Below are 23,191 nucleotides of genomic sequence, written 5' to 3'. Positions count from 1 at the left end.
GACAGATGTCGGAAGACAATAAATGGAGTGTGGTCAAGTTTGTCCAAGAGATGATTGTGGATGATCAGGGCAAATCGGCGATTACACCCGCACTAATTTCTGAAAAGATCGACATGGTTCTTAAGATCATGCCGAGCAAGGCCGACGGATTGGACCGTGAGGCCGTCACTGACGAGCTGATAAGACGCTTTAGCATCTGGGTGGGTAAGGATTCGTCTCTTGTCGATATGGCTGGGCATATTCCTTGGCTAACAAGCGATGTCAAGAAGGAGTGGCGGTACTGGCGTCGGTATAGAGAGTGGCAGGAAAAGAAGTTGCCATGGAGTGCTGTGGAGGGAATCGATGAGACTACCGACAATGTTCTTTCCATGTTGGAAGACCCCCGACGTGACGGTCCATGGGATCGTCGCGGCATGGTTGTCGGCCATGTGCAGTCCGGTAAGACCGGAAACTATACGGGGTTGATCTGCAAGGCGGCTGATGCGGGTTACAAGATCATCATCGTGTTGGCCGGGCTCCACAACAATCTGCGCTCTCAGACTCAGATGCGACTGGATGAGGGGTTTCTCGGATATGAAACAAGCCCTATCGAGGGCGAAGGGAACGTTGCGATAGGGGTCGGAAAAATTGACCCTTCTCCTTCGCTGCGCCCTCAGTACGTTACAAACAGAACAGAGACGGGAGATTTCAACACCCGATTCGTGAAAAACCTTGGCGTCTCTCCTGAACAGAAACCGTGGTTGTTCGTCGTAAAGAAGAACAAGACTGTTCTGCAGCGCCTTTTGAAGTGGATTCACAAGCACGTTGCTGAAACGACAGATCCAGATACCGGCCGTCCATTGGTAACTCATTTGCCTCTGCTGATCGTTGATGACGAGGCGGATCACGCGTCGGTAGATACAGGTGAGAAGGTTGTAGACGAAAATGGCCAGCCTGATCTCGAACATGAGCCTACGGCAATCAATAGTCTAATTCGGCAGATATTGCACTCCTTCTCTAGAAAGGCTTACGTCGGTTATACGGCCACTCCGTTTGCGAATATCTATATCCATGAGCAGGGCGAGACAGCTAAGGAAGGCCCCGATTTATTCCCGGCTGCATTCATCACTAATTTGTCCGCGCCTTCTAGCTATGTCGGACCCTCAAGGGTGTTCGGGTTGGCGGGGGAGAATGGGCGGGTCGGTGCACTCGATCTTGTTCGATTGGTAGAGGATCATTGCTCTACGGACGGGAAGGGAGGCTGGATGCCTCTTGGGCACAAAAGCAGTTACGTACCTTCCGATGAAATGCCAGCTTCGTTGGTAGAGGCAATACAGGCTTTTGTACTTACATGCAGTATTCGTCATTTGCGCGGACAGGGTGCTGAACACAGTTCCATGCTTGTGCACGTCACACGTTTCAACTTGGTTCAGCAGCATGTGCATGCGCAGGTACGCAATTACATCTTGCAGTTGAAGCAACGTCTTAGAAGGCGCATCGACCATGAGGGCGTACTGGCCGAGCTACGTAGTATATGGGACCGAGACTTCTGCTCGACAAGCCATGAAATTGAGAGGCAGATGGGGGAAGACGCCCGGAGAAAAGCTCACAATTGGCTCGACATCGAGGGAGTTTTGCCGGATCTGTTAGAACAGATTGATGTGCGCATGATCAATGGAACAGCTAAGGATGCGCTGGACTATGTAGACAGTGTCGGAGGACTGAAGGTCATTGCAATAGGCGGAGATAAGCTGGCTCGAGGCCTTACGCTGGAAGGTCTGTGCGTGAGCTATTTTCTTCGGGCTTCCAAAATGTACGACACGCTGATGCAAATGGGCCGGTGGTTCGGCTATCGACCGGGATATCTGGATTTGTGCCGTCTCTACACGACGCCCGATCTGGTTGAATGGTTTGAACACATTGCCGACGCTGCAGAGGAGCTAAGAGCCGAATTCGACTTCATGATGGCAAGCGGACTGACACCGCGTCAGTACGGTCTCAAAGTCGTCTCTCACCCAGTGCTGATGGTGACTTCGCCTTTGAAGATGAGAACCGCAAAAACTCTGTATTTGTCTTTCAGCGGAGATATTGTCGAGACGGTAAGCTTCTTCAAAAACTCTGCTGTTTTAGAACAGAATATTGTGGCATTCAAGTCTTTTGTAAGCGCCATGGGTAAAGGGAATCCGATTCCTCCGCAGAATCGAAATGGCCGTACTGATAAGTGGGGCGGAGTTAACTGGAGTGGTATTTCGGCACAGTCTGTCGTCGATTTTCTGAGGGCGTATCAGACGCATCCGGACTCTCGAAAGGTAAGAAGCGACTTGCTTGCGAATTTCATTGAGGAAATGAGCCGCTCGGGTGAGCTCACCTCTTGGACAGTTGCCGTTATTGGTGGTGGGGTGGTGGGTTCAGAAGAGGATGTTGCCGGAGTTTCGGTCAAGCGGATGAAGCGCACAAACAAGTCTCAGGGGGATGAAAATAAATACTCGATCGGTCGCCTGCTCTCACCTCACGATGAGGCGTTGGACTTTGACGAGTCAACATGGAATGCCGCGCTTGAGTGGACTCAGACAGATTGGAAGCCCGATCCTGGCCGCTCTAGAGGAAAGGAGTTGCCCGATATTCCAAGTGGACCTTACATCAGGCGAGTTCGTGGCCAAGGGCGTGGGCATGTGGCGCCGCACCCCGAAAGAGGATTACTCCTCATATACCTTCTTGACCCAAATGATTCTAAAGTCCCGGACGTTGATGTGCCTGTCGTTGCATTCGCAATAAGTTTTCCTTCCAGCAATGCGGGCAAATCGGTGCCGTATGTCGTTACGAACCTCATGTGGGAGCAACAACAGTAATGGCGGCATTGAGTAGTTCCGAATTACTTGGTATCTGGCGGGCTCTCTCCGGCAACGCATCGGCTCCGGGTTGGCGCTCGATTGATCTGTTTCAGATAGCAACAATCAGGATCAAGGCAGCACGACTTGCGCCAGGTAATGAGGAGGCTGTCCTTGTCGGTTTCGCTAACTGCAAAATAGCGCCTATCACACAGTTGCCTCAAGGGCAGGGATTTCGCATTGAAAAGGTCGACCTAGGTGAGGCTTCAGGTGACCACCAATGGCTCGCGGTTGTCCGCCAACCTGAGGGTAGCCTGGAGCTTTTTGCGGCCGTTGTCTCCGACGTATACGGGCTGATTGCCGCCGCCAATGGTTGCACTGAGGAGCTTGTCTATCAGCGACTGCTCGGACGAGTACGCGGATGGCAGGAGTTTATGCGAAAAGGACGAGAAGGGTTGGGGCCTGAAGCGGAATTGGGGCTTGTGGGCGAACTCTGCCTGTTGCAGCACCTGCTTGATGAGGGTGTTCTCCTTTACTCTGCCTTGCAAGGATGGAAAGGGCCGCTCGATGGGCTGCACGACTTTCAAATCGGTGTGGGGGCGATAGAAGTCAAGTCCACCATGGCAACGGAGGGCTTTCCGGTGAGGATTGCCTCTCTCGACCAGCTCGATGATTCCCAATGCCCGCCCTTGTTCCTTGCATCCCTTCGTTTTGTGTTGACGGGCTCGGGAAAGTCGCTTCCCGAGATCGTGGAAGATCTGCGTTTTCAGTTGGTGCTTGATCTCGCCGCGACTAGGCTTTTCGAGCAGGCGCTCTATCACGCGGGTTATTTGGACATGCAGGCAGCGAACTACAGCCGTAGATTTTTGCTGAATGAGATGAAGATTTTCCTTGTCGATGGAGACTTTCCTCGCCTGATTCCTTTCAAGGTTCCAACAGCCATTCGTCGAGCACAATACGAGCTCGATCTGGCATTGATACCGGCTATTAACCATCCCTTGGCGGATGTGCTCAAGCAACTTGGAGTGCTTTGATGGAACTTGTAGATTTTCTGCGAGACACGCAGGCATCGATCCGGGAAGAAATTGTGAAGGATGTTGCACCGGGGGAAGCTCCTGTGCCCGCAGAGGCCTTATTTACTGAGCATGTCATGATGCATATGGCTGACGAGGGAATAACCTTTGAGCCTACGGTCTGCCACTATGGTGCTAAGGTCGGGAATTATAAAGTCAAAATCAGCGGCTATTCTGTCTCGGATACTACCGATGAGCAGGGAAACCCGGATCGATTGGATTTATTCGTTAGTTTATACAAGGGGCTTGAGGACATTGAAGATGTTCCGGATCCTGAGATCGGTAGAGCTGCGAAGCAAGGGCTGCACTTTCTAAAATTTTGTGCCACAGGGAAACTTTCGGAAGCGCTTGATGAAACCAACGAGGCTTATCCGCTTGTTACAGAGGTTGAGCGTATATTTAAAGCTCTGGATAGCATTCGTATATTTGTCATCACCGATGGTCAGGTAAAAACAAGGAACTATGCGCCACAGGATGTCGAGGGCAAGCAGGTTCGCTTGGAAGTTATGGATATTCAGCGCCTGTTCAACCATTGGCAGCAAGGCCGGCCTCGGGATGAATTGGTAGTCAATTTTCAGGATCTTTGTGGTACTGCACTACCAAGCGTATGGGTGCCAGGGGCAGGTGAAGACGAATACGATTATGCCCTGACGGCGATTCCAGGAGAGGCTCTACGCTTTCTTTACGAGAAATATGGGCCGCGTATTCTTGAAGCTAACGTACGTTCATTTCTTGGGGTCGGCAGCCGAGGAGTCAACAAAGGAATCCGGGACAGCTTGCGAACCAACCCGGAACGATTCATGGCTTACAACAATGGCATTGTGGTTGTAGCTGACGCAGCCATGCTGGATCGTACGGCTGATGGCTCGATGGGTATTTTGTGGCTTCAAGGTATGCAAATCGTCAACGGAGGACAAACAACAGCCTCTATCTATTTCGCCAAGAAAAAAAATCCTGATATAGATCTCAGTAGGGTTCGAGTTCCTGCAAAAATTATTGTGCTTCGAAATACTGACGGTAGTGACGAGGAACTGATCACGAATATCTCCCGTTATGCCAATAGTCAGAACGTTGTAAAACAGTCTGATTTGTCTGCGAATAAGCCATTTCACCGTGAGCTCGAGAAGCTCTCTATGCGCACTTACTGCCCGGACGGAGTGGGGCGGTGGTTCTACGAGCGGTCTGCCGGCAGTTACAAGGTGATGCTTGAAAAAGAAGCATCGACGGTTGTTCAAAAGAAAAAGCTCCAAACAGCTATTCCTACCTACCGCAAAATCACGAAGCCAGATTTAGCGAAGTTTTTATTCACTTGGGAGCAAAAACCTCACATCGTAGGCTTGGGCAGCCAGAAGAACTTCCAAGCCTTCATGGACCAGTTGGGCGAACGTGAGATTTCTGGAGCTGATGTAATTCCGGATCAGAGTCAGTTCAAGGAAATGATTGCGAAAGCTATTCTTTTTAAATCTGCACAGAAGGTTATTAGACCTCTGTTTCCGGCATTCCAAGGCAATATTACTGTTTACACTATCTCCGTTCTCGCACTTAAACTCGGGGACAAATTCGATTTTTCCCGCGTTTGGCAATCCCAAGCGATCTCGCCTGAATTACAACGCCAATTAGCTGTTTGGTCTCATGAAGTTAACGACGCGCTTCATCGCGGCTCTGGAGGGAAGATGATTTCTGAATGGGCCAAAAAGCTCGAGTGTTGGTCGCAGGTCAGAGATTTTGCGTACTCGGAGCACGAAATCGATATTCCTGAGATTTCCTGAGTCATAACTTTGGGTTTTGGCTGGGTGTGTTTTTTTGAAGCATCCAGCCATCGAGCTCCAACCCACATTGTTGAACCGTATTCTAAGCGCAACGAATTCCTCGATTCTGATCAAAGACTTTCGCCATAGCCATTGTGGCGTCCAGTATCATTGATGCCGAGGTCGTTCATCAACCTGAATCGATCAGCTTTTTCCTCTGGTTCAGTCATGGCCATCGCCAAGTACAAACTGCGCGGCACACCCCTGAAAAGCATCTCCGTAGACTTCGACCAAATGACCCCCTCTGTAAACTTCCCTGACTCCTTATGAAACGTTGAAGCTAATGGCAGGTACATTGGTCAGGAAGTTAGGTGAGGCATGAAGGTTGCTCAGTAGCTGACAGAGGGCGCCTCCTTTTCCTACAGCTCATTGATTTGCCAAGCCACCCCAACCCGACTAAATTTCCTGACGTGAAGCATTCATGCGATCCACGCTTTGCTGCTAATCTATTTCTGCACCACATTTCTTCTTGGCCCCTGTGCGCCTAACAGCTAGCGCGTGATTGTTAATCATTGGGTCCTTGAGTCCAGGTCGTGGAGCCAGATAGCGACATAAAAAAAGCCTGCAGAGATGCAGGCTTTTTTTTGCCTTGGATTTCTCCAGGGTGATCAAACCTACAGCGCGGCCAGCATTCAGCCGTCTCTGTATCGATGTTGAAACAAATCCATACATTTAATTGACGCCACTATATCGCCACCCTATGATCGCCGCTCGTTGATGGCTCTGTGCCATATAGAGGGATCTATTGATGTGGCGTTTGTTACGCCGGACCGGGCTCGGCCTGCTGTCCGCTTTTTTTTGCCTGAGCGCAGCCGGATTGGCTCAAGCCGCCCCCCCGCAGAGCACGCCGGGCATCACCGATCTGATTCGTGACCGTCAGGACCGTTTGCTCGAAGAGCAGCAGCGTCGTCTCGAAGAGCTCAAGGACCTGCCAGGGAAAACCGTCGCGCCCACTGCGCCAACGGCCCCCGTCGACACTCGTTGCTTTCCCATCAAGACCCTCGAAGTTTCCGGTGCCGACGCGCTCTCTGAACGCGAACGCCAAGCGCTGATCCAGCCCTACATTGGCCAGTGCCTGGGGGTGCCGCAACTCAATGAGGTGCTCAAGGTCATCACTGACCGCTACCTGGCCAAAGGGCTGGTTACCAGCCGTGCCTACTTGCTCCAACAGGACCTCTCCAGTGGCGTGCTCAAGATCCAAGTAGTCGAAGGCCGGCTGGAAGAGTTGAAGGGCGCGCAGGGCAGCGGCATCACCGACCGCCAACTCGGGATGAGCTTTCCAGGTAAACCGGGTGAATTGCTTAACCTGCGCGAAATTGAGCAGATGGTCGATCAGTTGAACCGCCTGCCGTCGAATCAGGCTCAGATGGAGTTGGCGCCGGGTAAAGAAGTGGGCGGCAGCGATGTACTGGTCAAAAACACCCCGCAAAAACCCTGGCGCGTTGGACTGTCACGCCATAACGGCGGTCAGCGCAGCACTGGTGAGCAGCAATGGGGCGCCAGTCTCGATTGGGATAACCCGCTTGGCCTTGCCGACCAGCTTTCCCTGCGTGGCGGTCATGATGCCGTCAGCGACCACCAGAAAACCTCGCGTAACTCGATGCTCAATTACAACCTGCCGTTTGGCTGGTGGAACCTCAATTACAGCTACAGCGAGTCCGAATACCGCTCCCTGGCCCAGGCCAACAACTTCAACTTCAAGCAGTCGGGCGACAGCCAGAGCCACCAGTTGCGCCTGGAGCGAGTCATTCACCGTGACGCGCTGAGCAAAACCTCCCTCAGCACTGGCGTGGCTTACCTGCGTACCAATAATTTCATCGAAGACAGCAAGCTGGCCCTGAGCAGCAACCGTCTCAGCGAAGCGCAGTTCGGCATCAACCACGGTCGGCGCATTGGCGAGTCATTCCTTAACATCGACCTGGGCATGCAGGACGGCATTGGCGCCTTCGACGCCCAGGCTAATCACAACCCACGGCCGGGTCAGGCTGATGCGCGCTACCGCAAATACACCGCAACCGTGAGCTACCTGTACCCGTTCAAGCTGTGGGGCGAGTCGTTGAGCTTCAGCAGCCTGATGACCGGCCAGCGCAGTGAGGACGTGCTGTTCAGCCCCCAGCGCATAAGCCTGGGCGGGCAGTCATCGATTCGTGGTTATAAGGATCAGATGCTCTCCGGCGACAGCGGCGGCTATTGGCGCAACGACCTGCGCTGGAGCCGCCCGGTGACTTGGGCCTGGCTGCAACCCGTGCTGGCCGAATACGGCACCAGCCTCGGCTACGACCAGGGCGTGATCCGCCATGGTCGCTACAACGCCGAGCAGCATGGGCGCATGAGCAGCAATTCCCTGGAACTGTTTGCACGCGGCAAGAACGTCGCGGCCACGGTGACCTTTGCACACTCTTTGGAACGACCGGACCCGATCACGGAACGTGAAGCGCCGATCTATTTCCGCATGGATTTCTTCCTTTAAATTTTTACCGCCCTTTGGGCATCGAGACATGACATGGATGTTCGCCAGTTCGCCTACCTTGCGCGCCAGCCTTCTGCAGCCGTAAAAAACCGGTCCACCTTCCTGGGCTTGCCCAAGCGCGGGTTGGCATTGGTACTGGCCAACGCCATGTTCTGGCAGCCGCTGCTGGCTCAGGCGGACGGGATTGCGGTGAGTGGGCCGGCTACCACGCTCGGACAAGCGGGCAACGGTGTGCCGATCGTGAATATTGCCGCGCCGAACGCGAATGGGCTGTCGCATAACCAATTCCACGACTACAACGTCGGTGCCAACGGGGTCATCCTCAACAATGCCACCGACCGCACCCAGGCCACCCAGCTCGGCGGAATTATCGTCGGCAACCCAAATTTCCATGGCAGCGCCGCCAGCGTCATTCTCAATGAGGTGAATGGCGGCAGCCCCAGCCAACTGCGTGGCTACACCGAAGTGGCGGGGCAGTCGGCCCATGTGATCGTGGCCAACCCTTACGGCATCAGCTGCAACGGCTGCGGTTTTATCAACACTCCACAAGCCACACTCACCACGGGCAAGGCGGTCATCGAAAACGGCCAGATCAGCCGCTATCAGGTGGACAAGGGCAACGTGTCCATTGAAGGCACCGGCCTCAACGCCAGCAACGTCGACCAGTTCGAAATCATCACCCGTGCCACCACCATCAATGCACAGATCCAGGCGAAAAAACTCACCATCGTGGCGGGGCGCAACGATGTGGATGCGCGCACGTTGAACGCCACGGCGCGTGCAGCGGACGGCAGCAAGGCGCCGGACCTGGCGATTGACTCGTCGGCGTTGGGCGGTATGTACGTGGGGGCGGTGAAGCTGGTTGGGACCGAAGCAGGCGTCGGCGTAAAGCTGTCCGGGGACATGGTTGCCGGTGGCGATATCCAGATTGACGCTGCGGGTAACGTGGTCATGGGACAAACCTCAGCCGGTACGGCAGTGGCGGTCAAAGCGGCCAGTGTAGAGGCCAAAGGCGCAGTGTATGCCGGGACCGACTTGTCGGTGAGTACCCAAGGCGCACTGACCAATCAGCAAACCCTGGCAGCCAAGGACAGCATCACGCTGGACGCCGCTGGGCGGTTGACCAATAACGGGATTATCGAAGCGGGCGTCAATGCAGATAGCACCCGCAATGGCCAAGGCGATGTGCGCTTAAAAGCTCACAGCATCGACAACACTGGCAAGACGGTGATCGCCAGCCGTGACTTGACCATCAACACGGGCGAGCTGGCCAATCAGGGCGGCACCCTGAGTGCCCAACGGGCAGCCCAACTGACCGCCACCCAACTCGATAACCAAAACCAAGGCCGCATTCTCAGCGCAGGCAACCTCAGAATCAACGCGGATCAACTGCTTAACAGCCAACGCGGATTGGTCACCAGCACCGGCAACCTGACGGCGGGTATCGGGCAATTGATCAACCGCAGCGGCGAGCTGTCGAGCCAGGCACAGGTCACGCTGCAATTGGTAGCGTTGCATAACGTGGCAGGCCTGGTGTCGGCCGGGCAGTCGTTGAGCCTCAACGCATCAGGTTTGATCAATAACCAGGGCGGCCGAATTGCTGCGCGTCAGGCAGTACAGATCAATAGTGGCGCCCTCGACAACAGCCAAAAAGGCTCGCTCACCAGCCAAGACTCACTGACGCTGAACCTCAACCAAGGGCACTGGGACAACCGCAACGGCCAGATCAACGCCAGCGGTCAATTGACCCTTGATAACCTCAATACGGTCGATAACCGCCAAGGGGAAATCTCCAGCACGCGGTCATTCCTCTTGGCCGCCAACCGCCTCGATAACGGCGCGGGTAAAGTGCTCAGCGACCACGATCTGACCCTGCGTATCACCGGCGCGATGAACAATGCTTTGGGCCTGGTTTCGGCGTCAAACCTCGACATCAACGCCGCCAACCTGAACAACCAGGGCGGCAAGCTCAGCGCACGTAATCGTCTGACGGCGAATACCGCAGGCCTGCTGGACAATCGCAGCGGCGAGCTTCTGGCCACCGACCTCGCGTCCACCACGGGTGAATTGAACAACGACCGCGGCCGCCTGCAAGGTGATCGCGCCCTGGTGCTCAACAGCGGTGTGGTGTCCAACCAGCGCGGGACATTGGCGGCAGGTGCAACCGCTACCCTCAATGCATCCCGCCTGGACAACAGCGCAGGCACGCTCACCAGCGACGGCGCGTTGGTCGCGGCGATCACCGGGCAATTGCTCAACCAGACAGGTCTGTTTGCCGCCAAAGGTGATGCACGCCTCAACCTGGGTCGCCTTGATAACCAACAAGGCACGCTTGTCGCCCATAACCTCACTGTGCAATCGAGTGGCCCGTTGAATAACCAGCGTGGCACCTTGCGCGGTGATGGCGCATTCAACTTGAACGCCGGCCAAGTGGATAACAGTGAGGGCGGCCGCATCAGCGCGGGCCAAATGCTGAATGCTGGCGTCAGTGGTCTGGATCAGCACAACGATGGTCGATTCTTCGGCCAGGGGGATGTGCGCCTCAATCTTAATAACGGTCATTTGAATAACCAGGGTGGCACGATCAGCGCCCCTGGCCAATTACTGCTGAGCAACCTCGCCAGCGTCGATAACCAGGGCGGCGAAATTTCCAGCACCCAGGCGTTCACCCTGGCCGCGGACACCCTGAATAACCACCACGCCAAGCTCCTCAGCGAGCAGGGTTTGACCGTGCGCATCGCCCACGCACTCGATAACACGCAAGGCTTGATCTCGGCTAAAACCCTGGATGTGCGCGCCGCCGGCCTGGCTAACCAAGGTGGCACGCTCAGCGCCGGCGATGGCTTGATCGCGCAGATCGACGGAGCATTGGATAACCGCAGTGGCAAGCTGTTGGCGCGCACGGCATCGGTCAACAGTACGTCGCTGGATAACCGCGAGGGCCTGCTGCAAGGCGACGCGATACTCTCGCTCAACAGCGTGGGCCTGATCGACAATCGCCAGGGCACGCTGTTCGCCGGGCAGGCGATGGACATCACCGCGACGCGCTTGGACAACAGTGGCGGGAAGCTGACCAGCGACGGTCGCCTTACCGCGTTGATCAGCGCGCACTTGCTGAACCAGGCCGGACTGTTCAGCGCAACCGGCCCATTGCGGGTGAGCACGGCAAGCCTGGACAACAGCGCCAAAGGCAATATCCACAGCCAGGCGGGTGTCGACCTGGACCTGAACCACGGTCACCTGAATAACCAAGGCGGTTTGATTCATGCGCCGGGTGCACTGCTACTGAGCAATTTAAGCAGTGTCGATAACCAGGGCGGGGAAATTTCCAGTGCCCAGGCCCTGGTGTTTACCGCCGGCAGCCTCGACAACCGGGGCGGTAAGTTGCTCAGCGAGCAGGGGCTTGTGGTGCGCGTTGCCAACGCGCTGGACAACACCAAAGGCTTGGTCGCCGCCACGGGGTTGGACCTGCACGCAAACAGCCTGGTTAACGCCGAAGGCAAGCTCAAAGTCCGCGATGATCTGACGCTGTCCGTCGACACGGCCCTGGACAATCGCCAGGGTGAAATCATCGGTGCTACCACCACCTTGAGCAGTATGAGCCTGGATAACAGCCAGGGGCTGTTGCAAGGGGACCGGTTACTTGACGTCACCACCCGTGGTATCGCGATCAACCGTGGCGGCCGTTTTGTCAGCGGTCAGCAGGCGGACCTGGCGATGGGTCAATTCGATAACCGTGGCGGCAGCGTAACGGCAGCCGGGCCGATGCAGGTAAGCGGCACGCAACTGGATAACCGCGAGGGTGGCTTGCTCAATGCACGCCAGTCGCTGGTGATGAAAGTTGATCGCCTGAACAACCAAGGCGGCGAAGTGTCCAGCCTCTCCGACCTGTCGTTTAACGGCAGGCAGTTCGACAACAGCCTCAAAGGTCGCCTTCTGGCGAACGGCGCACTGAGTCTGGAACTCGACCAACTGAACAACCAGCAAGGCACCGTGCGCAGTGACAAGCGTCTGACCCTGCAAACAGGCACACTGAACAACGATGGCGGCCGCCTCAGCAGCGGCGCGGCGTTGAATCTGACCGCCAACGGCGTTCTGAGCAACCGCAACGGCGAACTGCTTAGCGCGATGGCGTTGACCGTGAGCAGCGCCAGTATCGACAACAGCGGCGGCAAAATAATCGGCGACGGCGCTGTGCGCATCACGACCGGTGCATTGAATAACCAAAGCGGCGGGCGCCTGACCAGTGCCGATCTCCTGGAGCTGACGGCAGGGCAGGTGGATAACCGTTTTGACGGCCATATCGCCAGTAACAAGGCACTGACCGCCAGCCTCACCGGCCTGGATCAGCGCAACGGTGGTCAGCTCTACAGCACCAGCGATTTAAGCCTGGACATGAACCTCGGCGCGCTCAATAACGCCGGTGGCCTGATCCACGCGCCGGGGCAATTGCTGTTGAAAAACCTCGCCTCCGTCGCCAACCAGCACGGCGAGATTTCCAGCGAGCGTAGCTTCGTCCTGGCCGCGCAAAGTCTGGATAACAGCGACGGCCATGTGCTCAGCGATCAGGCGCTGACCCTCAAAGTCGACCAAGCGCTGATCAACCTCAAGGGCGTCATTGCTGCGGCAGGCCTGACTGCTCAAGCAGAACGGCTGGATAACACCAGCGGCGTATTCAGCAGTTCCAAAGACCTCGCGTTAACGTTGGGGGCCGACCTGCTTAACGACGACGGCGAAGTTTCCAGCAGCGGCGCCACAGTGGTCAACGCGATGACCCTGAACAACCGCAACGACGGTCATGTGATGGGCGACATCAGCCTCGACCTGACCACCACCGGCGCGCTGTCCAACCAAGGCGGCACCTTGGGCGCCGGCCAGCGTTTGAACGTGACCGCGGCCAGCTTGGATAACAGCCAGTCCGGCAGCCTGGCGACCGATGGCAGCCTGACGCTGAAGGTCGACGGCCTGCTTGATAACCAAGCCAAAGGCGCTGTGCTCGCCAAAGGCGTGATGGACATCCAGGCGGGGAGTGTGGATAACCGCGCCGGTCGCCTGTCCGGACAGAACCTGCTGACGCTACGCAGCAATAGCTTGGACAACCGTGGCGGCGCGGTGCGCGCCAATCAGGGCCTGAACCTGCGCGTCAGCCAACTCGACAACCGCGAAGGCGTGCTTAACAGCAAGCAGGCGCTGGCACTTGCCGGCCAGTCTTTGAACAACCAGAACGGCCTGACCAGCGCGATGGGCCCGGTACGCCTGACCCTCGATACCGTCGAAAACGCCAAGGGGCGCATCGCCAGCCAGGATGATCTGGACGCCACGGTTGGTGTGCTCAATCAGCAGGGCGGTCAGTGGGTCGCCCAGGGCAATCTGAGCCTCAACGCTGACACGTTGGATAACCAAAACGGCGGCCTGCTCGCCGCGACAAAAGTGCTGAAACTCAAGGTCGGCAGCACCGACAACCGCAGCGGGGAAATCTCCAGCCAGCAGAACATCGAGTTCAGCGGCACGCGTCTAAATAACAGTGGCGGCAAGTTGTTGGCCGGTACTGGGCTGGAATTGGCGATGGCCGAGGTGATCAATCAGGCCAAAGGTTTGATCTTTGCCCAGGACGCCCGGCTTACCGGCACTGCTGTAGATAACACCGATGGCACTGTTGGCGCTCAGCGTGCTTTGGCACTTCAACTGAAGGCAGGCCTGGACAACACCGGCGGCAAGCTCACCAGCGAAGGCTCGATGGCGCTGGCAGGCCAGCGCATCGACAACACCCGCGGCAAGATTTCCAGCGCAGGACCGCTGACCCTTGCGAGCGCAGCGGCGCTAATCAACCAAGGTGGCACCGTCGAAAGCGGCCAAAACCTCACAGTGACCAGTACCAGCCTTGAGAACACTAACGGCCTGCTCAAAAGCCAAGGTCTGGCCACGGTCAACACCGGACTGTTCACCAACGGCATCGACGGCCGCGTGATCAGCGCCGACAAGCTCGACCTCAGCGCCACCCAGCTCAACAATAGCGGGCATATCGGCAGCGTCGGCGCCATGAATGCCAGCCTCACCGGCCTGACGCAATGGGGCGGCGCCGAACTGGTCAGCACCACGCAACTCAACCTTGACCTGCACAACGGTGAACTGGTCAACGCAGGGGTGATCAACGCACCCCTGCTGACACTCGACAACCTCGCCACTATCAACAACCAGCACGGCGAAATCTCCAGCCAAAACGCCTTCACCCTGGTCGCAAAAAACCTCGATAACAGCAACGGCAAACTGATCAGCAACCAGGCACTGACCCTGCGCGTCGACCAACTGCTGGCCAACCTCAAAGGCCATATCAACGCCGCCAGCCTCGACGCCCGCAGCACTCGCCTGGACAACACCGAAGGCCTGCTCAGTGGGCGTGGCGATGTCACCCTCAGCGCCAGCGAATGGTTCGATAACCAACGCGGCAGCGTGATCGCCGACGGTGCCTTGTTGCTGACCAGCGCAGCGCTGGACAACCGCAATGGTGAGATCGCGGGCAAGGCGCTTGCGACGATCAACGCCAGCAAACTCGACAACCAGAACGGCAAACTGATCAGCACCGACGCCCTCAACCTGAGCGGCGCAAATCTCGATAACCGCAACGGTCTGGTAGGCGCCACAAAAGCGCTGAAACTCGACGTGGCGACTGTCGACAACCGCACCGGTGAACTGACCAGCAACGCCGACGTCAGCGTCATCGGCCAACAACTCAACAACAGCGACAAGGGCATGGTGTTCGCAGGCGGTACGTTGAACCTCGCCGTTGATCAACTCATCAACCGCACCCTTGGCGAACTCAACGGCCAACGCCTGATCCTGACCGGCACATCGCTGGATAACAACGGCGGCAAGCTGCTCAGCCAAGAGTCGCTGAAGCTGGACCTCGCAGGCGACTTCGATAACAGCCAGGGCGTACTTGGCAGCGAAGATGCATTGGCCGTCAAAGCCCACAGCCTGAACAACAGCAAGGGCAGCCTGTCCAGCGCCAATGGTTTGAGCGTCGCCGTCACCGACAGCCTTAACAACAGCGAAGGTAAATTGCTCACCGACGGCGGCCTGACACTGCAAAGCGCCAATCTTGGCAACAGGCAAGGCGTCATCAGCGGCAAAGGCCCTGTCGCCATCACCACGGGGGAGCTGAACAACCAAACCGGCCGTCTCAACAGCGGCGACACCCTGGCCCTGACCACCGCACAGTTGAACAATGGCGGCAGCATCGGCAGCGCCAAGGCACTGACCGCCAGCGTCACGGGTTTGGATCAGCAGGGCGGCAAGCTGTTCAGCAACGCGGGTTTGAGTCTGGACTTGAACAACGGCCATCTGAACAACAGAGGCGGATTGATCAACGCTATTGGCCCACTGGCGCTCAACAACCTCAACAGTGTCAATAATCAGGACGGTGAAATCTCCAGCGCCCAAGCCTTCACCTTGGCCGCGCAAAGTCTGGATAACAGCAACGGCAAGCTGCTGAGTAACCAGGCCCTGACCCTGCGCGTCAATCAAGCCCTGGCTAACTTGAAAGGCCTGATCGGCGCCGCCAGCCTCGATGCTCACGCAGGCTCCGTCGACAACCGTGGCGGCACGCTCAATAGCCGCAGCGACTTGCAACTGACCAGCGATGGCCTGCTGAACAACCAGGACCAAGGCTTGATCAGTGCCAAGCAGTCCCTGAACCTCAACGCTGCCAGCCTCCACACGGGCAACGGCGGCGAAGTCTCGGCCAAAGGCGTGTTGACCGCAAACCTCAACGCTTTGGCGCTGGCGGGCGGTCGCGTTGTGGGCGAGCAGGGGATGACCCTGGACCTCAATAACAGCGACTTGGACAACCGCAACGGCCTGCTGCTGACTAACGGCCCGCTGACCCTGAAAAACCTGCGTGACCTGAATAACCAGGGCGGCGAAATCTCCAGCCAGCAAAGCTTCGCCCTGACGGCGCGCAACCTGGACAACAGCGCCGGCAAGCTGATCAGCAGCCAAGTGCTGACCGTCAACGCGTCCACGATGAACAACTCCGCAAGAGGCCTGCTGTCCGGCTGGCAAGGTCTGAACGTCAGGGGTGACAATCTCGACAACCGTGACAACGGCACGCTCTCCAGCCGTAGCGGTGCAATTGATGTGCGCCTGAGCGGCGCGTTGCAGAACAACAACGAAGGCGCGCTGGTTAGCCAAGGCCGTTTGGGCGTCAGTGCCGCCAGCCTGGATAACAGTGGCAAAGGCGTACTGTCCAGTGGCGACGGGCAAACGCTCACCGTGGCCGGTGCGTTGACCAACGTCGATGGCGGTTTGATAGAAAGTGGCACCACGCTGGATCTGCAGGCGGCAACGCTGACCAACCAAAGCACGATCAACGCCCAACAAGCGATGACCGTCACCGGCACCGACCTGAACAACAACGGCGGCACATTGGCCACCAACGGCCGCCTGACCCTCAACCTGCTCGGCACCCTCAACAACAGCGGCGGCAGCATTGCCAGTTCCGGCCCATTGCTGCTGCAACGGGCGATGCAGGTCAACAACGACGCCAAGGGCAAAATCATCAGCCAAAGTCTGTTGACGCTGTTCAGCGGTGGCCTGAACAACAGTGGCAGCGGCACCCTCGCTGGTAAAGACCGCGTAGCGATCACCAGCACCGGTATCGTGCAGAACAACAGCGACGGTCTGATCTACAGCCAGGACGCCGATGTGCAGTTGACCGCGGTGGGATTGAACAACGCCAAAGGCAAGGTGCAGGGCCAGACCGGCCTGGGCCTGAACATCAGCGACGACCTCAATAACCAAGGCGGCACGCTCCAGGCCCATCGCCTTGACCTGAATGCCAACCGCCTTGACAACCAGAGCGGCTTCATCGCTGCGCAGACCGGCGATGCAGTGGTCAACGCCAACTACTTCGCCAATGCCAATGGCGGGGTGTATGCCACCGGCTTGATGCGAGTCAGTGGTGTGCAACTGGACAACAGCGCCGGGCAGATTGCAGGTCGTGCTGTTGAGCTGAGCGCCAGTGGCGCGCTGATCAACCGCAGCGGCGTGATTGAAAGCGACAATACCCTGAGCGTGACGGGCGGCAGCGTCGACAACCAAGGCGGGCAACTGCGCGCGCTGGGCCGCAGCGGCAAAACCAACTTCCAGCTCGGCGGTGCATTCGATAACCGTAATGGTCGACTGGAAACCTCCAACGCTGACCTGACCCTGAATGCCGGCGGCTTCCTGAACCAGGGCGGTAGCCTGCTGCACGGCGGCACTGGCACTTTTGATATCGCCACCGCCAACCTGATCAATGCCGGCGGCAACCTGGTGACCCGTGGCGGCCTGACCCTGGCAGCAGACAGCTGGACCAACAGCAGCGTGATCCAGGCCGGGCGCCTGACGGTCAACGTCAATACCCTGAACCAGACCGCCAGCGGCCAGTTACTCGCCTCCGACAGCCTGACGGGCAACGGCGGCAACTGGAACAACGATGGCCTGATCGCCAGTGACGGCACGGCCAATCTGACGCTGGCCGGCAGCTACGGCGGTAACGGGCGCTATAGCAGCCTGGGCAACCTGGGCCTGAGCGCTGCGCAGATAACCGTGAATGAAACCGCCAGCGTGGCAGGCGGTGGCGCGTCGCAACTGACCACCGGGGGCCAACTGCTTAACCGTGGGCGTTTGACCTCCAGCGGCGACTTGCGCATCAACGCTGGCAGCATTGTGAATACCGGCACGTTGGGGGCTTCACAGAACCTGGTGCTGACGGCCCAAAGCCTGCTCAACGATCACGCTGCAAGCGGCGTCGGCGCACGCGGATTCCTGTTCAGCGGCCAGGACTCGACCTTCAACCTGGGCAGCCTGACCAACAACTATTCGGACATCTACAGCCTGGGCAACCTCACGGTAGCGGGTGTAGCCGGTGGAACCCAGGCGCAGAGCGTGCGTAACGTTTCGGCCAGCATCGAGAGCATGGGCGACCTCAGAATCGCGGCCAATGACGTGGTCAACGAGCGCGAGAAATTCAAGCTCAACCAGCAACTGACGTCCGTGGGCGTGGGCATTCGGTGCACCCAGCATTGCAGCGGCGGTTGGAGTGACCGACGCCCTGCGGTGACCTTGAGCCGTACCGTGTCGAGTGTGCTTGAAATCGACTCGCCTTCGGCCACCCTCAGCGCCGGGCGCAACATGGTGGTAACCGGGCAGAACTTCACCAACCGCTACAGCGTGGTGTCGGCCGCCAATGACCTATCGATTACTGGCGAAAACATCCTCAACCAGGCAGCTACCGGTGGTTCCGGTTCCCAGAGCCAGGAATACAGCGGCATTACCAAAATCTCCAAAGGCCAGTACAACCAGATGGTCGCCGCAGTGCAGGCCTATAACCGCGCGCACCCGCAGGGCTCGCCAGTGGATGAGGCGGCGTTTGCGGCCTTGATGGCGCGGTTCAGTCCGTCGCTGTTTCCCGGCATCAACCAACCCATCGCCGTACAAGGCGGCACCCAAGTGGTGGCCCCGGCGATTATTCAGGCCGGTGGCAACGCTGCGCTCACCGCCAGTAAAAGCATCAACAACATCAACGTGATCAAGACCGCGCTGGCGGTGGGTGGGCGTTCGCTGGACACCGGCGTAGGCGCCAATAAAACCCAGGTGGTGGTGCTCAATGCACAGTTGCCCCCTGACCTTGCCCAACAGCAGGTCAACCCCCTGACCCTGCCGGGCTTCGGTTTGCCCAGCGGGCAGAACGGGTTGTTTCGTTTAAGTGGCCAAAGCGGCACCACGGGGCAGGCGGGCGTGGGCAATCAGGATTGGACGCTCAGCAGCGCCAGCCTTGATCCGACCCAGCGTCAACAAGCGTTGCCTGACACCCACGCACGCGTGATTGAAGTTGGTGGCGCAGCGCAAATCACCACCAGCACGCGTCAGGTCGCCGTGGCTGCCCGTGAAGCGGGTTTGCTTAATGCAGTGGCTAGTGCCATCGATACCGGCGGTGTAGGCAGCGCCGATGTGCAAACCCGGCTACCGGGACGCACCAACGGTGCCGACATCACCCGCGTTGACGGCATTGACGCGCGCAATCCCGCGGGTGCTTCCCAGCCTGCGGTCGATGGTTCGCGGCCGGGCATCGACCTGCCTGCCGTCACGCCAGGCGATAGGGTTGTGCATACGTCGCCAGACGGGGCTCTCCCTGATCTGAGTGTGCCGGGCTTGTCGACCAATGCGCGCAGTACCGACGTTGCGGCGATCGCTGCGCCGCAGACCCAACTGCCAGGCCTTACCCCGGCTGCCCAGGACGTACTCGCTGGCGGTCACGTACAACCACCGGCCGTCAGCCCGCCCACGGCATTGGCCGGCCAAACCATCAGCCGCGTCCAGGGCCTGCCGGACAGTCGTGCCGTCTCGCAGCCGCACAAATACCTGATCGAAACCAACCCGGTACTTACCGACCTCAAGCAATTCATGAGCTCGGACTACCTGCTGCAAGGCCTGGGCTACAACCCGGACGAAAGCTGGAAGCGCCTGGGCGATGGCCTGTACGAACAACGTTTGGTTCAGCAGGCCGTGCAAGCGCGCACCGGTCAACGCTTTATCGACGGCCAGACCACCGACGAAAAACTGTTCAAGTACTTGATGGACAACGCCATCAGCAGCAAGCAGCAACTGAATCTGTCGATGGGCGTCAGTCTCACCTCGCAACAGGTCGCGGCCCTGACGCATGACATCGTGTGGCTGGAAGAGCACGAAGTGAACGGTGAAAAAGTCCTGGTGCCGGTGCTGTACCTGGCCCAAGCCAATAACCGTCTTGCCCCCACCGGAGCCTTGATCGCCGGTAACGACCTGAACCTGATCGCCGGTGAAAACCTGGTCAACGCTGGCACCCTGCGCGCCACCAACAACCTGTCGGCCAAGGCCGCCAATGATGTGACCAACAGCGGGCTGATCGAAGCAGGCAACCGCCTGGACCTGCTGGCGGGCAACAACATCGTCAACAAAGCCGGGGGCATCATCAAAGGGCGCGATGTGACGCTGACCGCCATCAATGGAGATGTAATCAACGAGCGCAGCGTGACCGGTTGGGATGACAAAGGGGCAGGGTATTCGCAGCATCGCGATTATGTGGATAGCGCTGCGCGGGTTGAGGCAGCGAATGATCTGGGCATCAGCGCCGGGCGAGACTTTGCCAGTGTCGGTGGTGGTCTGCAAAGCGGTCGCGACATGACCATTGTCGCAGGGCGCGATGCCAGCTTGGTCGCCGCCGAAGAACGCAATGCGATGGATATGGGCAAGCGCTTGCAAACCAGCAGCGCCACACAACACGGTTCCGATGTGGATGCCGGGCGCGATGTGAATGTCAAGGCGGGACGAGACATCGCAGCGATCGCCAGTCAGATCGATGCCAAGCGCGACATCAACATGAGTGCCGGTGGTGATTTGATTCTGGCTTCGGCTGCAGATGAGGAACATTCCTCCCGCAAAAGCAAAAAGGAGAAACGTCAGGAAGATCATGTCAGTCAGGTTTCGACCGCGCTGAGTGCGGGTGGGGATGTATCGCTGAGTGCGGGTAAGGATCTGGCGATGATTGCCAGTCGGATCACTGCGGGGGACGAGGCATACCTGGTTGCTGGCGGTAAATTGGCGCTGCTGTCGGCAGAAGACAGCGATTATTCGCTGTATGACATGAAGAAGAAGGGGAGTTGGGGCACCAAGAAAACCCAGCGTGACGAAGTGACTAAAGTCACCAACATCGGCAGTGAAATAAAAACCGGTGGCGACCTTACGATTCAGAGCCAGGGTGATCAGAAGTACCAGGCAGCCAAGTTGGAAAGTGGCAATGATCTGACCATTGCCAGTGGCGGTAGCGTGACGTTTGAGGGTGTTAAAGATCTTCATCAGGAAAGCCACGAGAAGTCCAATAACAATGCTTTTTGGATGTCATCCAAAGGCAAAGGCAATACCGACGAAACCGTGCGTCAAACGCAAATGGCTGCCGCAGGCGCTATTGCGATCAAAGCGGTGGATGGTTTGAAAATTGATGTAACGCAGGTCAATCAGCAAACCGTTAGTCAGTCCATTGATGCAATGGTCAAAGCTGACCCGCAATTGGCGTGGATAAAGGAAGCAGAAAAGCGTGGCGATGTGGATTGGCACCAAGTTAAGGAAATCCACGACAGCTTCAAATACAGCAACTCCGGACTTGGTCCGGCGTCGCAGATCATTATCGCGATCGTGATGGCTGCGGTCGTTGGGCCCATGGCTGCGGCTGCGGCGGGTGGTGGTGTCACGGGGGCGGCGGTGGGGGCTGTTGCTTCAAGTGCTGCGACTAATGCAAGCGTCAGCGTTGTCAATAATCGTGGCAATCTGGGGGCAGTATTCAAGGACGTCACCTCATCGGATGCGATGAAGGGCTACGTGATATCGGGCGTGACGGCAGGCCTGACGAAAGGGCTTTTCGATGGTTGGACAGGCACGCAGACCAATCTAAACACAGGGGCCGTTATCTCTTCGCCAGCCCTCAACACCTGGACCGGCGTTGGACAGTTTGCGGCGAACCAAGCCTTGCAGAACGGTACGTCGACTCTGCTGAGCAAAGCGCTCGGACAAGGTGGTGATTTTGGTGATGCACTCAAAGGCGCATTGTTCAATACATTGGCTGCAGCAAGTTTTAATGCCATTGGCGACTACACCCATGGGGTACTGACGGAAGGCTACCCTCCTAAAATTGTGGTTCATGCAATGGTGGGTGGCTTGCTCTCGAAGGCCACAGGTGGGGACTTCAGAACGGGGGCTTTGGCAGCCGGGATCAACGAAGCTCTAGTCGTTCATCTGGACTCTTTGGTTAAAGGCGATAAGACCTTGTTGTCCATGAGCTCACAGATTGTGGGAGTGCTGGCAGCGGCTTCGCAGAAGGATGCTGATGCGAAGTCGATCGAGAAGGGTGGCTGGGTAGCTAAAAATGCTACGCAGTATAACTACCTGGGCGATCATCAAAAGGCTCAGAGAGAGAAAGAGCTGGCAGAAAGCAGTGACTCATTGGATCGGCTCAGGATCAATACGAAGTGGGAATTGATCGATGCTGGGCAGGACGCCAGCTTTGCGGGTGGGGCAGTGGTTGGGGTGCCGGAAGGGCTACTTGATACGGTCAAGGGCATCTTGGAAGCCGCCAGCAGCCCGATGGAGACGTTTCGGGCATTGAAATCCGTGGTTCAAAGCGGGGATGTGCTGGGTAACGTCTCGGACGCCATGAAGCAGTCCTATATCCAACGCATTGACAATCTAGAAGCGGAGTATGAGAGAGCCGGGGCGAGTGGATCGTTTAACGCAGGGCGTGAAACCGGGAAGCTGATAAGCGAAGTGGCGGCGCTTGCGACGGGAGTGGGGGGAGCGCTAAAAGGCGGGGCCTTGCTCGTCGAAAAGGTCGCTGCTAAGGTCGTTAAGGTGGAGTTGAAGGTTGCAAAAGGACCAGTGCAGGTTATCCCTGATGCAATCAGCCCACCGAAGCTCAGCCCGGTTGAAGATCTGTTTGGGCAGACATTTGAAAGTATCCCGCTGTCGCACCTTCCCAATTGGAAGACCGGTTCGCTTGTAAATGATGGGGTGTTGGGCGAGCAACTGGCCCTTCAAACCCTCAATGGAAAAACCGGCCTCAATTTCAAGCCATTGCAGAACGGTAGCAACCACGGCTGTGATGGCTGCGCGGTGGCGATCAATGGCGATACGATTACCGTGGTAGTGATGGATGCGAAGTCTTCGGTGAATGGCGTGAGTAAGGCCGGTACACCGCACGGAGATCCGGCGACGAGGTTGAGAGGGTGGTTGGGTAATAGCTCAATTGCCGATTCGGACCCAGCATTACGTGATGCTTTGCGAGCAGCGCTGCGTTCTGAAAACGTCAAAGTCCAAGGCGTGACCGTCAAAGTCGGTGTTCCTGCCCCCGGAAAAACAGGTGTAGCAGAATTTAAGGTGGAACCATGGTCCAAGAAATAATTCAGTGCGAGCGCTCGGGCGTAAACCCGAAATGGCCTTCTTACAAAAGTGTGCTGGGGCGCA

General features: G+C 57.5%; 5 protein-coding genes and 1 pseudogene. 5 read left to right on the top strand and 1 reads right to left on the bottom strand.

Annotation, left to right across the window (positions count from 1 at the left end):
- Positions 1 to 5: 5 nt before the first annotated feature.
- Genes U367_RS0112460 through U367_RS0112450 form a run of 3 tightly spaced genes read left to right on the top strand, consistent with a single transcriptional unit; the run spans position 6 to position 5,649 of the window.
- Entirely contained in the window at positions 6 to 2,828 is a 2,823-nt protein-coding gene (locus tag U367_RS0112460) for a Z1 domain-containing protein (RefSeq protein ID WP_028617222.1), read from the top strand.
- Positions 2,828 to 3,841 carry a PD-(D/E)XK motif protein gene (locus U367_RS0112455; RefSeq protein ID WP_028617221.1) on the top strand — a complete coding sequence of 338 codons (1,014 nt, stop codon included), beginning with the start codon at positions 2,828 to 2,830 and terminating at the stop codon, positions 3,839 to 3,841. Before U367_RS0112460 ends, U367_RS0112455 begins: the two co-directional genes overlap by 1 nt.
- Positions 3,841 to 5,649, top strand: a complete 1,809-nt coding sequence (locus U367_RS0112450) for an AIPR family protein (RefSeq protein WP_028617220.1) — start codon at positions 3,841 to 3,843, stop codon at positions 5,647 to 5,649. The genes U367_RS0112455 and U367_RS0112450 overlap by 1 nt, the downstream gene beginning before the upstream one ends.
- Positions 5,650 to 5,731: 82 nt before the next feature.
- Here the strand turns inward: U367_RS0112450 and U367_RS1000000132365 are convergent.
- A pseudogene (locus U367_RS1000000132365) lies at positions 5,732 to 5,954 on the bottom strand (hypothetical protein); the annotation flags it as partial.
- Positions 5,955 to 6,436: 482 nt separating this feature from the next.
- Here U367_RS1000000132365 and U367_RS0112440 point away from each other — a divergent pair.
- Together U367_RS0112440 and U367_RS1000000132580 are read left to right on the top strand one after the other, a co-directional pair.
- A complete protein-coding gene (locus U367_RS0112440) occupies positions 6,437 to 8,158 on the top strand; it encodes a ShlB/FhaC/HecB family hemolysin secretion/activation protein (RefSeq protein ID WP_028617219.1) in 1,722 nt (573 codons plus the stop codon).
- Positions 8,159 to 8,191: 33 nt separating this feature from the next.
- Complete coding sequence (locus U367_RS1000000132580) at positions 8,192 to 23,128, top strand: two-partner secretion domain-containing protein (protein ID WP_050587872.1); 14,937 nt, start codon at positions 8,192 to 8,194, stop codon at positions 23,126 to 23,128.
- Positions 23,129 to 23,191: the final 63 nt, after the last annotated feature.

The organism is Pseudomonas canadensis (genome assembly GCF_000503215.1).
GTDB lineage: Bacteria > Pseudomonadota > Gammaproteobacteria > Pseudomonadales > Pseudomonadaceae > Aquipseudomonas > Aquipseudomonas canadensis.
Note: the sequence above shows the minus strand (reverse complement) of the source record. Positions and strands in the feature narration are given on the sequence as shown.